The sequence below is a fragment of the Pelagibius sp. genome, from assembly GCF_965249265.1.
Classification (GTDB): domain Bacteria; phylum Pseudomonadota; class Alphaproteobacteria; order Kiloniellales; family Kiloniellaceae; genus Pelagibius.
This window is the reverse complement of record NZ_OZ252224.1, coordinates 2,565,635-2,580,857: the sequence shown is the minus strand read 5'-3', so window position 1 is coordinate 2,580,857 and position 15,223 is coordinate 2,565,635. Positions and strand designations below refer to the sequence as shown.

Sequence of the window (15,223 nt, the reverse complement as noted above, 5' to 3'; positions counted from 1 at the left end):
GCAATTCGAAAGCGAAATCATGACTGAGGCTTTTGCCCCTACGCTGAACCCCAAGGTGAACTTCATGCCGCGAACCACCGTTCAACCGCGTTTCTCGTTTGAGTTCTTCCCGCCGGCGTCGCCTCTGGCGGAAGAACGGCTATGGCGGGCCCTGCGCGAGCTCGAAGGGCTGAATCCGACTTTCGTCTCTATCACCTATGGGGCTGGCGGGACGACTCAGGAGCGGACCATCCGGACGGTGGAGCGCATTCAGAACGAGACCGACCTTGCCCCGGCTGCGCATCTGACCTGCGTCGGTGCCGATCGGGCAGAGATCGACGCCCTGGCGGAGCGGTACTGGGCCGCGGGCATTCGCCGCATCGTCGCCTTGCGCGGCGATCCGCCGAAGGACAGTACAGGCTTTCGGCCGCACCCTAATGGCTACGCCTTCGCCGCGGACCTGGTGGCCGGGCTGCGCCGGGTGGCGGATTTTGACATATCGGTCGCCGCCTATCCGGAGGTGCACCCGGAAGCGCAGAGCGCCGACAGCGATCTGGATAATCTGAAGCGGAAACTGGATGCCGGCGCCAGCCGCGCAATCACCCAGTTCTTTTTCAATCCGGAAGACTTCCTGCGCTTTGTCGATCGCGCCCGTGCGGCCGGGATTACGGCACCCATCATCCCCGGCGTGCTCCCCATCGCGAACTTCAAGCGAACCCAGGAAATTGCCGCAAGCTGCAAGTCGGCTCTTCCGGCCTGGCTGCCGCCACTCTTTGACGGCCTGGAAAAGCAGGGGGAGGTGCGGGACCCGGTTGCCGTAACCGTCGCTGCCGACCTCTGCCGCTTCCTGGCGGTGCGCGGCGTTGAGGAATTCCATTTCTATACCTTGAACAGAGCTGATCTGACCGCCGCCGTTTGCCGGTTGCTGTTATGCGATGCCTTTGCGGCGCGAGGGGCGGAAAGCCGGCGAACCTTTGCGATGGCGGCTGCCCAGTGAGCAAGTTTCTCGATCTTTTGTCGCAGCAGGTGCTGCTCTGTGATGGCGCCATGGGCAGCCGTGTTCAGGCCATGGATCTCTCCATAGACGATGACTATTGGGGACAGGAAAACTGCACCGAGGTACTGAACCTTTCGCGCCCGGACATGGTGCGGGAGATACACCGCGGCTATTTCGAGGCCGGGGCGGACATGGTGGAGACCAATACCTTTGGAGGATCACCTATTACCTTGGGCGAGTTCGGCCTGACCGACCGCGCCGAGGAGATCAACTGGCGCGCCGCAGAGATCGCCCGGGAAGCTGCGGAGCTCTTTGCAGGCGATGGCCGGGAGCGTTTCGTGGTCGGTTCCGTCGGACCGGGGACCAGATTGCCGACATTAGGCCACATTGACTACGACTCACTGGAAGAAGCGCTGAAGATCCAGTGCGACGGCCTCATTGCCGGCGGCGTCGATGCAATTCTGATCGAAACCTGCCAGGACACCCTGCAGGTGAAGGCGGCGGTAAACGGTGCCAAGTTGGCCCGGGCTGCAGCCGCAGCGGATCTGCCGATCATGGTGCAGGTCACGGTAGAGACCACCGGGACCCTGCTGGTTGGTGCCGATGTGGCTGCAGCGGCGACCGTGTTGCATGCTCTGGATGTTCCGGTCATCGGCCTCAATTGCGCGACCGGTCCGCAGGAGATGGCGCCCCACCTGGAGTGGCTGGCGGAAAACTGGCCCGGCTTCATCTCCGTCCAGCCCAATGCGGGTCTGCCGGAGTTGGTCGACGGTCAAACGCGCTATCCCCTGCAGCCGCAGGAGCTGGCCGGATGGCTTGACCGCTTTCTGGAAGAAGACGGCCTCAACATCATCGGCGGTTGCTGCGGTACCACGACGGAACACGTTGCGGCGCTGGATGCCATGCTCAGCAAGCGGGCGGGCGAGGATTCCAGGGTCGGCAGCCGGCCGGCGCCCAAGCAACGCCAGAGCTTCTGGGTGCCCTCGGTTGCTTCCCTCTATGCCCAGATGCCGCTGCGTCAGGAAAACGCCTATCTCTCCATCGGCGAGCGTTGCAATGCCAACGGCAGCAAGCGGTTCCGGGAACTGCAGGAGAGCGGTGACTGGGACGGCTGTGTCGCCATGGGCGTGGAGCAGGCCAAGGAAGGCTCCCACGCCGTCGATGTCTGCACCGCCTTCGTCGGCCGCGACGAAGGCGCCGAGATGACCGAGGTGGTGAGCCGCATGCGCGGCTCGGTATCGGCGCCGCTGGTTTTCGATTCCACCGAATTGCCGGTGCTCGAAACGGCGATGAAGCTCTATGGCGGCAAACCGATCCTCAATTCCATCAACTTCGAGGATGGCGAGGAGCCGGCGGAGCAGCGGGTGAAAATGGCCCGCCGCTTCGGTGCCGCGGTGATCGCGCTGACCATCGAGGAAAGCGGGATGGCCAAGGAAGCCGATCACAAAGTGGCCGTGGCCAAGCGGCTGTACGACTTCGCCTGCGTCAAGCATGGGTTGCCGGCCAGCGACCTGATCATCGATCCACTGACCTTCACGATCTGCACCGGCAACGAAGATGACCGAAAACTCGGTCTCTGGACGCTGGAGGCCATTGAGGAGATCGCACGGGAGCTGCCGGATTGTCAGATCCTGCTCGGCCTGTCCAATATTTCCTTCGGGTTGAATGCGGCGGCGCGCCACGTGCTGAATTCGGTATATCTGGACCATGCCATCAAGCGCGGCCTGACGTCGGCCATCGTCCACGTCAGCAAGATTGTACCGCTGCACAAGATCCCCCAGGAAGAGGTACAGGTGGCGGAAGACCTGATCTTCGACCGCCGCCGCCCCGATACCGGTGATGGCGGATATGATCCGCTGCACGCTTTCATGAGCCTGTTTGAGGGCCGTACAGCCGCCGCCAGCGTGAAAAAGGTCCGTGCGGAGGACGTGGAGACACGTCTCAGCGACCGCATCGTCGATGGTGACCGCCAGGGCCTCGAAGATGACCTCAACGAGGCGATGGAGAAGCACCCGCCTCTGGATATCATCAATACGCACCTTCTCGCCGGCATGAAGGTCGTCGGCGAACTCTTTGGCGCCGGCAAGATGCAGCTTCCTTTCGTGCTGCAGTCGGCGGAGACCATGAAGGCCGCGGTTCGCTTCCTGGAACCTCACATGGAAAAGGTGGAGGGACAGGAAAAGGGCACCATCGTTCTGGCTACGGTGAAGGGTGATGTGCATGACATCGGCAAGAACCTGGTCGATATCATCCTCACCAACAACGGCTACAAGGTCGTCAATCTCGGCATCAAGCAGCCCATCGACAACATCCTGGCGGCGGTGATCGAGCACGGGGCCGATGCGGTCGGCATGTCGGGCTTGTTGGTGAAGTCCACGGTGGTGATGCGCGAAAACCTGGAGCGTATGACCCGCGACAACGTGGCCGTACCGGTAATGCTGGGCGGCGCGGCCCTGACCCGCAACTATGTGGAACAGGACTGTGCGGCGGCTTATGCCAGCGGGCAGGTCGCCTATGCGCGTGATGCCTTCGATGGGCTGTCGCTGATGGACAAGGTGGTGAACGGCAACTTCGCCGCCCATGTCGACGAGCGCAAGAGCAAGGGCGCGGCCCGCCCCGGTAAAAGCAAGCGCGTGCTGGGCGAGGCGACGCGGGCCGACCAGCGCCCGGTCGACTTCGCGGAAACCCGCCTGCGCCGGGAAGAATTGGCCGAAGGCGTCGAGATTCCGGAGCCGCCGTTCTGGGGGCCCCGCGTCCTGGCCCGGGTGCCTCTGGATGCCTTGGTGCCCTTCTTGAACGACCGCATGCTGTTTCAGTTCCAATGGGGCTTTCGCAAGAACGGACGCTCCCTGGAGGATTACATGATCTGGGCGCGCAAGGAACTGAAGCCCACCCTCAAGCGCATGCTCGATGTTTCCAAACAGCAGGACATTCTGGTGCCGCAGGCGGTCTATGGCTATTGGCCGGCCAATGCCGAGGGGAATGACGTTATTCTCTTCGATCCTGATGATCTGGAGCGTGAGGTGGCTCGCTTCTCTCTGCCGCGCCAGGCTCGTGGTGGCGGACTCTGCATCGCCGATTTCCTGCGCGACCTCTCCAGCGGCGAGCGTGATGTTCTGGGCCTGCAGGTGGTGACGGTCGGACAGAACGCCTCGGACGTGGCGCGCGACTGGTTCCAGGATGACCGCTACCAGGATTACCTCTATCTGCACGGCTTTGGCGTGGAAATGGCGGAGGCGCTAGCGGAATACCTGCACAAGCGCATCCGCGCCGAGTTGGGTTTCGGTCATGAAGACGCGAGGGACATGGACGCCATGCTGAGCCAGGGGTATCGCGGCTCACGCTATTCCTTCGGCTATCCGGCCTGTCCCAACCTGGAGGATCAGGAGCAGCTCTTGGCCCTGCTGAATGCGGAAGAGATCGGCATCGTCATGTCCGACGAGCACCAGCTGCACCCGGAGCAATCCACATCGGCAATCGTCCTGCACCATCCGCAGGCAAAGTATTTTTCGGTCTGAGCGACCGCCCAAATGGGAGGAAAAACATGATGGCTGCATCGAAGAAGGTCCTGGACCTCGATGACTTCCGCCAGGAAAGCGAAACCGCGGTGGCTGAGGCCGCCAAGGCCGCCGACTGGTGGCAGGAGGAGTGGCTGAAGTTTCCGACTGTCAGCCTGGATGAGACCGAGACCTGGCACTATTGGGATGTGCCTGAAGACAGTGGCGTCTATCAGGACGACTGGCCGCTCGGCGAGCGCCTGGCCAAGGAAACCATCGCCCAGATGCGCCGTTTCCCCGAGGGCAGCACGGTGCTACGCCGTATCCTGCGGGAAATGGACCCGGAAACCACCATTGCCCAGGGTTTCCTGACAGGGCTGGAAGACTGCCTCTGCACCCCGGTCCAGGAGGGCTAGTCTTTTCGTACGAGCCGACCGAAGCAGACTAAAAGTACCAGGAAGACCGCCGTCACCGCCAGCGCCCAACGCAGGCTGAAGAGATCCGCCAGGAACCCCACCCAGGCGGGGCCGAGCAGGGACCCGCTGTAGCCGGCCGTGGCCACCGCGGCGATCCCGCTGCCATGGCCGATTTCCTTTCGCGTCCCGGCAAGAGAAAAAAGCACCGGCACGATATTGGCGACGCCGAGGCCGATCAGGGCATAGCCGAAAAAGGTGAGCACTATGCTTTCTCCGGCAAGTGCCAGAACGTAGCCCAAGCAGGCGATTACGGCGCTGCCGCGCAGAATGGTGACGCGGCTGGTACGCGCGACCACCCGGTCGCCCAGCAGGCGGCCGGCGGCCATGGCGGCGGAGAAGGTGCCGAAACCCAAGGCCGCCGTCGAGGCATCGCTGCCCAGAGCGTCGCGCAGGTAGACGGCACCCCAATCGAACATTGCGCCCTCGCAGACAAAGGCGATGCAGGTAAAGGCGGCGATCAGCCAGAGAGACCGGGGCGGCAGCGCCAAAATCCGGCCCTTCAGGCCGGCTGCCTGGGCGTCGGGGAACAGCCCGTGAAGCGCGAAGACGGCCGGGGGGATCACCAGCACACAGACTGTGAGCAGGTAGTGTTCAATCCCGCCGCCCAGGCCGTAGGACAGTGCCGCTGCCGCCGCGCCGGTCATGCCACCGATGCTGAAGAAGGCGTGCAGGGAAGACATGATCGGCCGGTCGCGGCGGCGCTCGACGGTGATGCCCTGGGCATTCATGGAGACATCCATCAAGCCGTTCGCAAAGCCGATGACGACCACGGCGGCGAGAAGCTGTGGTAGCGATTGGGCAAGGAGCACCAGGGGAAGACTGAAACTGAAACCCAGGGTGCTGATCAGCAACACCAGACGGCTGCCGAAATGGTCGATGCGCGGGCCGCCGAACAGCATGGCGACGATGGACCCGAAGGCGAATGCCAGCAGCGCAAGCCCCAGGGTACCTTCGTCGAGGCCGAGGCGTTCCTTGATCTGAGGAATACCGGACGCCCAGCAGCCGACCAGGGTGCCGTTGATGAAGAAGATCGCGGTGATCGAGCCTCTGGCTCTGCCGATCGCGGGCGTCGCGTGAAAGATCCCTCGGCTCCTGTTCCCAGAATGGCGGATAGGACTGAAGCGTTGCTTCGATGCAGGCCGATGAAGGGTTCTGACTTAGTTTTCGGACTGCCGGTGTGCGGAGGCGTGAACGTTCTTTTCCATCTCCGCGGCCGGAATGAACAGGCCGCCGCGCGTTTTCCAATGCCGGTGACGCAGCACCCGGTAACCCTGGGATTCGTAAAAAGGCAGACCGACCAGACTGGCGCCGATGGAGATGGAACCATGGCCGGCTTCCGTGATGGCCATTTCGGCGCGCTTCAGCAGCAGGCGGCCGATGCCGTGGCGGGCCCAATCGGGATCGACGTAGAGGCTGCGAATCTCTGCCTCCTTACGCGAGCAGAAGGCGACAATACGTCCCTTCCGCGCCACGGCGACCTCGAAGATCTCGCCGTCTTCGCGCATGGCGCTGACATAGCGCTCAGCCGTGTTGCCGGAAGCCCAGCTTTCTACCTGGGCATCGCTGTAGATCCGCCGGCCGAGCACAAGGATCGCCCGCTGATGGACCTGCAGCAGCGCTTCCGCATCCCCGGGGTTTCCGAGCCGCAACTTAAAGGGCGGAAAGAATCGTTCGAGCACAAGCATCGGGAAAGGCTAGAAAAACGCGAATTTCCTGGCAAGTGCCTTTTGCAGCCCCTGGATCAGGTCTTTTCAGCGGTTTCCGCCGCATAGCGGGCGCGGGTTTCCTCGTTGGGCGGATAGAGGCCGGGCAGGGGAACACCCTTGCCGACTTCCCGCATGATCCAACCCTCGAGGCGTTCCTGTTCCAGGCCAAGTTCCGCAACTTCGTTGACCAGGTCCTTCGGTATCACCACCGCACCGTCCCTGTCGGCGACGATCAGATCGTCCGGGAAGACCGCAACGCCGCCGCAGCCGATCGGCTGCTGCCAGCCGACAAAGGTAAGGCCGGCGACGGAGGCGGGTGCCGCAACACCGTTACACCAGACCGGCAGGCCGCTGGCCTCGACCCCCTCCAGGTCGCGGAGCACGCCGTCGGTGATCAGCGCTTCGACGCCGCGCTTGTGCATCCGCGCGCAGAGAATGTCTCCGAAGATCCCGGCATCGGTGACCCCCATGGAGTCGACCACGGTGATCACGCCCTCGGGCATGTCCTCAATGGCGGCCCGGGTGGAGGTGGGCGACGACCAGGAGGCGGGGGTCGCCAGGTCTTCACGGGCGGGCACGAAACGCAGCGTAAAGGCACGGCCGACCCGGCGCTTGGTTTCGCCGGCAAAAGGCTTGGCACCGCGTATCCATACGTTCCGCAGGCCTTTTTTCAGCAGGACCGTGGTGATCGTCGCTGTGGTGATCTGGCTGTAGGCCTCATGCAGGGCGGGGTCCAAAGCAACCAAGTTCAGCTCCTTGCGGGTCAAGTAATGCCGACAATCAATAACTCTGGGATCAGTACCCGAGAGCGCAGCCGTCCTTGCGCGGGTCGGAGCCACCGGCCAGGGCACCGGCTTCCCAGTCGATATAGATGGCCTGGCTGCCGCCAATGGGCTTCGAGGGCTCGCAGAAGCGGTGTCCCATCTCTTCCAGCTTCGCGATCACATCCTGCGGTATGCCGCTTTCGGCCTCGACCTCGGTTTCATCGTCGCCCGGCAGCGCGAAGAGGCGCGGCATATCCATCGACTGCTGAACATCCAGGCCGTAGTCGAAAAGGTTGGTCAGGAAGCGCGCATGCCCGGCCGCCTGGTAGTGGCCACCCATGACGCCGAAGGGCATCACGGCGCGACCATCCTTGACCACCATTCCCGGGATGATGGTGTGCATCGGGCGCTTGCCGGGCGCGATGCAGTTCGGATGGTCCGGGTCCACCGAAAAGGCGCCGCCACGGTTCTGCAACACGATGCCGCTCTTCGGACCGGTGATGCCGCTGCCGAAGGAGTTGAAGGTGGAATTGATGAAGCTGACCGCATTGCGGTCCTTATCCACCACGGAGAGGTAGACCGTGTCCGCATGGGCGGCGATGGGGGCCGGCGCAGGCGGCACGGAGGCGCGGTCCATTTGAATGCGGCTACGCAGTTCCACGGCGTAGTCGGCGGAGAGCAGCTGCTCCACCGGAACTTCGGCCTGGGCCGGGTCGGCAAGGCGGGCATCGCGCTCCTGATAGGCGATGCGCATCGCTTCGATCTCTATATGCAGGCGTTCGGCACTCATCGCCTCCATCGTCGAGAAATCGAAGCCGGAAAGTATATTCAGCAGCAGCAGCGCAATCACACCCTGGCCGTTGGGCGGACACTGGTAGATGTCGTATCCTTTGTAGGCTGACTTGATCGGATCGACGTACTCGCCGGCGGCTTCGGCGAAGTCCTCCAGGCTGTGAAGGCCGCCGAGTTCGCGCAGGTGGGCAACCAGGTCTTCGGCGATGGCACCTTTATAGAAGGCGTCGCGGCCTTGCTCGGCGATGGTCTCCATGCTTGCAGCCAGAAGCGGTTGCCGATGAACGCTGCCCAGCGCCGGCGGCTTGCCGTTCGGGAGGAAGATATCGCTGGTAACCGGGTCGTGGGTCAAGGCTTCGATTTCACCTTCCCAATCCGTGGCCACACGCTCGGTAATGACATAGCCGTCCCGGGCGAAACGGATGGCGGGCTGCAGCATGTCGCCGAGGCTCCGGGTACCGTGGTCGCGCAGAAGCTGAGCCCAGGCGTCGATGGAGCCCGGCACAGTTACGGAATGCGGGGTAAAACGTTCAAGCTTGTCGATGCCCTGTTCGGCATACCATTGGGCCGTGGCGGCCTTGGGCGCCCGTCCTGAGCCGTTGAAGGCGACGATATCGGCGGAGCCGCGCGGGGCGTAGAGAACGAAACAGTCACCGCCGATACCGGTCGATTCGGGCTCCACGACACCTTGTACGGCACAGGCTGCAACGGCTGCGTCCATCGCATTGCCGCCGTCCTGCAGCACATTGATCGCGGTCAGAGTCGCCAGCGCATGAGAGGTCGCGGCCATGCCGTTCATTGAGCGGGCGACCGACCGGCCCGGAAGTTCCAGATTGCGCATGACCTTACGAGACTCCTTAAATCATGGCTGGCCGGGCCGGCCCGGCGATCCAGGGCTGCCGAACTATCGGCAGATGGCATAGCCAAAAGACCAGTTTCAGACCAATAAAGGGACGATTGCTTTGATTTAGCCCGACAGGGGGCCCCTTGGGAAGCCTTGTCTGGGGAATTCGCACGGGCATGCCGCGGGCAGCCAACAGAATCCTTGACCTTCCAGCGACTGGAAGCCCCATCTCTGCCCGCAGCGAATCATCAGGAAGATGCCTTGGAATGAATGCGGAAACCAAATCGGGTTGTTGCGGTCATGCCGCCGCCGCGGTGTCGAAGAGATCCGGCGCGGCGCAACCTGACGCCATCCATACCTGCCCGATGCATCTGGAAGTGGAGCAGCGGGGCCCGGGAACTTGCCCTCTCTGCGGCATGGCACTGGAGCCCAAGGAAATCAGTCTCGACGACGGCCCCAATGTGGAGCTGATCGATATGACCCGGCGGTTCTGGGTCGGCGCCGTCTTCAGCCTGCCGCTCGTTGTTTTGGTGATGGGCGAACATCTCTTTGGCTGGACTGTTTTGCCGGCATTCTGGTCGAGCTGGGTTCAGCTCGCCCTCTCTGCACCGGTGGTGCTTTGGGCGGGGGCGCCGTTTTTTGCGCGCGGCTGGTCGTCGGTGAGAACGCGTAACCTGAACATGTTCACCCTGATTGCGCTGGGTACCGGCGCGGCCTTCCTGTTCAGTCTTGCGGCGACGGTACTGCCGGGCATTTTCCCACCGGCTTTCAAGAGTGCTGATGGCAGCCTGCCCGTCTACTACGAAGCGGCCGCTGTCATCATTACCTTGGTGCTGCTTGGGCAGGTGCTGGAATTGCGGGCGCGGGAGCGTACCGGCAGCGCCTTGCGCGCTCTGCTGAACCTTGCGCCGAAAACCGCCAAGGTTCTCGATGAGGCCGGTAAGGAGCGGGACCTTCCCGTCGAGGATCTGCAGCCCGGAGATTTGGTAAGAGTAAGGCCGGGCGAGAAGCTCGCCAGCGACGGCATCGTCGTGAAAGGTGAAAGCGCCGTCGATGAATCGATGCTGACCGGCGAATCCCAGCCTCAGCACAAGACTTTCGGCGACCGCGTGACCGGCGGCACCGTTAACATCAGCGGCAGTCTCGTTTTCCGCACCGAGAAGGTCGGCCGGGATACGCTGTTGGCGCAGATCGTCAATCTGGTCGGCGAGGCGCAGCGCAGCCGTGCGCCGGCTCAGCGCCAGGCCGACCGGGTGGCGGCCGTCCTGGTGCCTCTGGTGGTCTTCACCGCCGTGGTGAGCTTTGCACTCTGGATGCTTCTCGGGCCGTCCCCGGCTTTCGGCTACGCCGTCGCGGCTGCCGTCTCTGTGCTGATCATCGCCTGTCCCTGCGCCCTGGGGCTTGCTACGCCGATGTCGATCATGGTGGCGGTGGGGCGCGGGGCCGGGCTGGGTGTCCTGGTGAAGGAGGCGGAGGCGTTGGAACGTCTGGCCCAGGCCGATACGCTGCTGCTCGACAAGACCGGGACCCTGACCCAAGGACGTCCCTCGGTGGTGGCGGTAGAGCCGCTGCAGTCCGGCAACGAGAACCATCTGCTTCAGTTGGCCGCCAGCCTGGAGCATCACAGCGAGCATCCTTTGGGGATTGCCGTGGTCGAGGCGGCGGAAGAGCACGGTCTGTCCCTGCTGCCGGTGACCGACTTCAAGGCGGTGCCTGGCAAAGGCATAGAGGGTACCTTCGGTGCGCTGGATCTGCATGTCGGGTCCGCCGCCTGGCTCGCCGAGCTGGGCTGCGAGGCGACGGCCCTGAAGAAGGAAGCGGACGCCTTTGAGGCCAAGGGACAGACTGTAATTTGGGTGGCTCAGGACAGGCATCTTGCGGGCTTCATCGTCGTTGCCGATGCCTTGAAGCAGACGACGGCGGAAGCCGTGGCGGGATTGCGCAAAGACGGCCTGGAGATCGTGCTGGTGACGGGAGATACCGCGCCTGTTGCAGAGGCTGTGGCCGGCGCACTGGACATCGAAAAGGTCTTTGCCGGCGTTTTGCCGGCCGGCAAAGCGGACATCGTAAAGTCACTGCAGGGGCAGGGCCGGGTGGTCGCCATGGCTGGCGACGGCGTGAACGACGGCCCGGCGCTGGCCCAGGCGGACATCGGCATCGCCATGGGCAGCGGCACCGACGTCGCTATGGAGGCAGCCGGCATCACCCTGTTGAAGGGTGACTTGAAACGCTTGTTGCTGGCGCGCGGGCTGAGCCGGGCGACCCTGGGCAACATTCGCCAGAACCTGGTTTTCGCCTTTCTCTACAATGGGCTTGGCGTCCCCCTGGCTGCGGGCCTTTTTTATCCGCTTACCGGTTGGTTGCTGAGCCCGATGGTTGCCGCCGCGGCCATGAGCCTTTCGTCGGTCTCGGTCATTGGCAACGCGCTAAGATTGTATCGCCAACATCTCTGAGTTGGCCATGATCCGCAGATTTCGTTCAGCGGATCGAAGCGGATCGCCTATACTGCCGGAACGGAGCGCCTGATTGTGGCTGTCCGCGTTGTTTCAAGGCGGGGTGGTCGAGATGCAAGGTCTCAAAAACTACAACCTCGTTGTCGAACCCTGGCTCGGAAACCCGGGGCCTCAGGGGCCGCGCGGCAGGCGCGGGTATCGCTGGCGCGTCACCTGGACGCTCAAGGGCGAGTTCTATGCCGAGGGTTTCGAAGACACCCATGCCGCGGCTCGCGCGGCGGCGGAGGCCTATCTGGTCGGGCAGGGCATAGAGATCATGTCCCTCAACCGGCCACGCCTTCCGCTTTCTGCCGACTAGCCGCCGCGGTCCGCGTATCCTGATATCGATAACAGAACCGTTGTCGCCCTCTTGTGAATAGCTTAGGCTGCTTCGCGAAGGCGCGGAGACTTGTGCCGGAAACGGCGCGGCGACGAAACGCGCAGCAAAAACGAGGCCCATAAATACAAGGGAGGACTCAATGAAGTTCCTGAAATTCGCCGCCGTGACGGCGGCCACTTCCGTGCTTGGTCTTTCGACGGCTATGGCCGCCGATTACACCCTGCGCATTCAAACCCACTACGCGCCGGAGACAGTCTCGGGCAAGCTGGCCCAAGAGTTCGTCGATGACGTGGAAACCATGTCCGGCGGTCGCCTGGATATCGAGATGTTCTTTTCCGCTTCTGTTGTGAAGCCGACAGAGACCTTCGATGCGGCGGCGAGTGGCATCCTTGATGGCGATATGACGGGTGGAGCCTACCAGACCGGTAAGAATCCTGCCTTTCAGTTCGTTGGAGACATCATGGGCGGCTACGATACGCCCTGGCAGCAGTACGCGTGGTTCTATCACGGTGGTGGCGAAGATGCGGCCAACGAACTCTACAACGAATACAACATGCAGCTCATCGGCTGGTGGGTATACGGTCAGGAGTCCATGTCCTCATCCCGCCCGATCGCCGGGCCGGAAGACTTGAAGGATTGGAAGTTCCGCTCGCCGCCGGGTCTGGAAACCGAGATCTTCGCCAACTTGGGCGCCAAGCCGGTGGTGATGGATTTCACCGAGATCTTTACCGCGTTGGAGACCAAAATCATTGATGGCGCGGACGCTTCGGGCCTCGCCAACAATGTCGGCCTCGGCCTTTATGATCTCGTGAGCCACGCGACCTATCCCGGTTTCCACTCCATGCCTTCGGACCATCTGGCGATTCGCAAGGATGCCTGGGATGCTCTGCCCGAAGATCTCAAGCGCATTATTGATGTTGCCATGCAGAAGCTAGCCTTCCAGACGGCCCTGACCTTCGAGGTGAAAAACAACGAGGCCGCGGCAATGCTGCGCGAGAAGGGCGTGACTTTACACGACTGGTCGGCGGAGGATCGCGCCACATTCCGCCAGGCAGCGCAGGACGCCTGGCAGGGTTGGGCTGAAAAAACCCCCGAAGCGCGGGCTTTGGTCGACAGCCATACTGCTTTCCTGAAGACGCTGGGCTTGGTGCAGTAACCGCCTGCGTTCTCGTTCGATATCGGGCCCCTGACTGCAGCCAGCGGTCGGGGGCCCGGCTTTTCTTAGGGGCTTGTCGTTATTTTTCCGTACGTAGTTGGTGCCTGGCAGGACGTACGAGGCGGAAAAGGGGAGCAGGGTGATGGTCGAGCATGAGGTTGAAAACTGGATGGATCGCATCAGTATTGCGATCAGCCGGGTTTCAATGTTTCTCGTCGCGATTATCGTCGCCATCATGCTCTTCGAAGTGGTGATGCGCTACGTCTTCGAAGCGCCGACCCTCTGGGTCAACGAGATGTCGATGTGGCTGGCTGGTTGCGTCTATCTGCTGGCCGGCCTCTATGTTATGCAGCAGCGCGGCCACATCCGTATCTTCATCATCTACGACATGGTCCCACGCGGATGGCAGCGCGTCTTTGACGTGACCTCCGTGCTGCTGATCTGCGTCTTTGCCGGAGCGGTCGTTTGGGGCGGTTTCAACGAAGCTTGGGTCAAGATGCTGCGCTGGGAAACTTTCGGCACCGCCTGGGATCCGCCCATTCCGGCGACGATGAAACCTCTGATCCTGATCGCAGTGGTGTTAATCGCGATGCAGTCGGTGACCAACCTGATCGCCGACTGGAACAAGAAGAAAGAAGCTCACGACCTCGCAGAGGAAGTGAAAGAAGAACACATAGATTGAACACGCAGAACAATCGTGGGGTGCGGCGCCGGGGCGCGCCGGCAGGGGGCTAGGTCTTATGGATATCGGAACGATTTCACTGATCCTGCTTATAGGACTGTTCGTTCTGCTGGCGATTGGCATGCCGCTCGGCTTTGCGTCGGGTTTTCTGGCCGTTGCCGTCTTGTTGATGAAATTCGGGCCGGACCTTCTATTCCGCTCCTTCGGCACGGGCCCGCTGAATATCCTGGCCCAGCGCATGTACGGTCTGATGACGGACTATGTGCTGATATCGGTGCCTCTGTTTATCTTTATGGCCTGTCTGATGGAAAGATCGGGCATCGCCAAAGCGATGTTCGACAGTCTTAACATATGGCTGAGCCGAACCCGCGGCGGTATCGCCATCGTCACCGCGATTATGGCCATTATCATGGCCGCCATGTCGGGCATCATCGGCGGTGAAGTCGTGCTGCTGGGTCTTATTGCGCTGCCGAATATGCTCCGGCTTGGCTATAACCAGGATCTTGCCATCGGCACCATCTGTGCGTCGGGCAGTCTTGGGACCATGATCCCGCCGTCCATTGTGTTGATCATCTATGGTCTGGTGACGGAAACCTCAATTCACGCCCTTTTCAAGGCGGCTTTTGTGCCGGGCTTCATCCTCGGCGGCTGTTACATCCTCTACATCATCTACCGGACCCGCAGATACCCGGATCAGGCGCCCCTGCCGGAAGGCGGCGACGATGTCACCATGGCCGACAAGCTGCGCGCTTTGCCTGGCCTCATTGCGCCCTTGCTGATCGTCTTTGTGGTTCTTGGTTCGATCTATGGCGGGATTACGGCCATTACCGAGGCGGCCGGAATGGGGGTGGTTGCAGTGCTGATTCTGATCACGCTGCGCGGCGAGCTTTCCTGGTCGCTGGTCAAGGAAGCGTTGATGCGGACCTGGAAGTCGACCGGGACCATTCTCTGGATCACCTTCGGGGCAACGGCCCTGGCGGGTGCTTACACCATCGCCGGCGGGCCAACCTATGTCGCCAACCTGATCATCGGGACCGAGTTCCCGACTTTTGGTATCCTGCTGCTGATGATGCTGATCTTCCTGCTGTTGGGGGCGGTGATGGATTGGGTCGGCATTGTGCTCTTGGTCATGCCGGTCTTCCTGCCCATCGTCTTGAAGCTGCCGATCGATGAACTGGGGCTCACCGGCGCTCTGGTTGCGGCGCCCAGCTTCGTCGCGGTCTGGTTCGGCATCCTGTTCTGCGTGAACATGCAGGTCAGTTTCCTCAGCCCGCCCTTCGGGCCGGCGGCCTTTTACTTGAAATCCGTGGCCCCGCCGCACATCACCCTGCCGGAGATTTTCCGCGGTTTCCTGCCCTTTATCGTCCTGCAGCTCTTTGTGCTGGCCCTGGTCTTGCTGTTCCCGGAAATCACCATGATTTTCCGCAGCTAAAGAGGCCTTCGGAGCCGGATTAGCCTCGATAAGGCAGGGGCTTGCCAATTGCGCTATCATCCCGGC

Annotated in this window: 12 protein-coding genes; 8 read left to right on the top strand and 4 right to left on the bottom strand. The window is 62.2% G+C overall.

Annotated features, from left to right (window positions below):
- Nucleotides 1–19 precede the first annotated feature (19 nt).
- From metF to ACP146_RS12345, 3 genes are read left to right on the top strand one after another with little or no spacing between them, the layout of a single operon-like run.
- Complete coding sequence (gene metF / locus ACP146_RS12355) at nt 20–976, top strand: methylenetetrahydrofolate reductase [NAD(P)H] (RefSeq protein WP_422367058.1); 957 nt, start codon at nt 20–22, stop codon at nt 974–976.
- The gene (gene metH / locus ACP146_RS12350) at nt 973–4,494 is read left to right on the top strand and encodes a methionine synthase (RefSeq protein ID WP_422367057.1); all 3,522 of its coding nucleotides are present in this window, start codon (nt 973–975) and stop codon (nt 4,492–4,494) included. Before metF ends, metH begins: the two co-directional genes overlap by 4 nt.
- 26 nt (nt 4,495–4,520) lie before the next feature.
- Entirely contained in the window at nt 4,521–4,889 is a 369-nt protein-coding gene (locus tag ACP146_RS12345; RefSeq protein WP_425032649.1) for a hypothetical protein, read from the top strand.
- On the opposite strand, the gene ACP146_RS12340 is transcribed toward ACP146_RS12345, so the two are convergent.
- The 4 genes from ACP146_RS12340 to ggt all read right to left on the bottom strand — a co-directional run bounded on the left by ACP146_RS12340 (nt 4,886) and on the right by ggt (nt 9,052).
- Nucleotides 4,886–5,971: an MFS transporter gene (locus ACP146_RS12340; protein WP_422369647.1), complete on the bottom strand. Its 1,086-nt coding sequence runs from the start codon at nt 5,969–5,971 to the stop codon at nt 4,886–4,888. The genes ACP146_RS12345 and ACP146_RS12340 overlap by 4 nt on opposite strands.
- Nucleotides 5,972–6,106: 135 nt before the next feature.
- Entirely contained in the window at nt 6,107–6,634 is a 528-nt protein-coding gene (locus ACP146_RS12335) for a GNAT family N-acetyltransferase (RefSeq protein ID WP_422367055.1), read from the bottom strand.
- A 56-nt stretch (nt 6,635–6,690) separates the two neighbouring features.
- Nucleotides 6,691–7,401, bottom strand: a complete 711-nt coding sequence (locus ACP146_RS12330; protein WP_422367054.1) for a ribonuclease activity regulator RraA — start codon at nt 7,399–7,401, stop codon at nt 6,691–6,693.
- Nucleotides 7,402–7,450: 49 nt separating this feature from the next.
- Entirely contained in the window at nt 7,451–9,052 is a 1,602-nt protein-coding gene (ggt, locus tag ACP146_RS12325) for a gamma-glutamyltransferase (protein ID WP_422367053.1), read from the bottom strand.
- A gap of 269 nt (nt 9,053–9,321) precedes the next feature.
- Here ggt and ACP146_RS12320 point away from each other — a divergent pair, with 269 nt between their 5' ends.
- From ACP146_RS12320 to ACP146_RS12300, 5 genes are all read left to right on the top strand, one after another.
- Nucleotides 9,322–11,508, top strand: a complete 2,187-nt coding sequence (locus ACP146_RS12320; RefSeq protein ID WP_422367052.1) for a copper-transporting P-type ATPase — start codon at nt 9,322–9,324, stop codon at nt 11,506–11,508.
- A 112-nt stretch (nt 11,509–11,620) separates the two neighbouring features.
- Complete coding sequence (locus ACP146_RS12315) at nt 11,621–11,866, top strand: hypothetical protein (RefSeq protein WP_422367051.1); 246 nt, start codon at nt 11,621–11,623, stop codon at nt 11,864–11,866.
- A gap of 160 nt (nt 11,867–12,026) precedes the next feature.
- A complete protein-coding gene (locus ACP146_RS12310; RefSeq protein WP_422367050.1) occupies nt 12,027–13,043 on the top strand; it encodes a TRAP transporter substrate-binding protein in 1,017 nt (338 codons plus the stop codon).
- Nucleotides 13,044–13,185: 142 nt separating this feature from the next.
- The gene (locus ACP146_RS12305) at nt 13,186–13,725 is read left to right on the top strand and encodes a TRAP transporter small permease subunit (protein ID WP_422367049.1); all 540 of its coding nucleotides are present in this window, start codon (nt 13,186–13,188) and stop codon (nt 13,723–13,725) included.
- A gap of 58 nt (nt 13,726–13,783) precedes the next feature.
- Nucleotides 13,784–15,157 (top strand): TRAP transporter large permease, encoded by a 1,374-nt coding sequence (locus tag ACP146_RS12300; RefSeq protein WP_422367048.1) that lies wholly within the window; start codon nt 13,784–13,786, stop codon nt 15,155–15,157.
- The last annotated feature ends 66 nt before the right edge of the window (nt 15,158–15,223 follow it).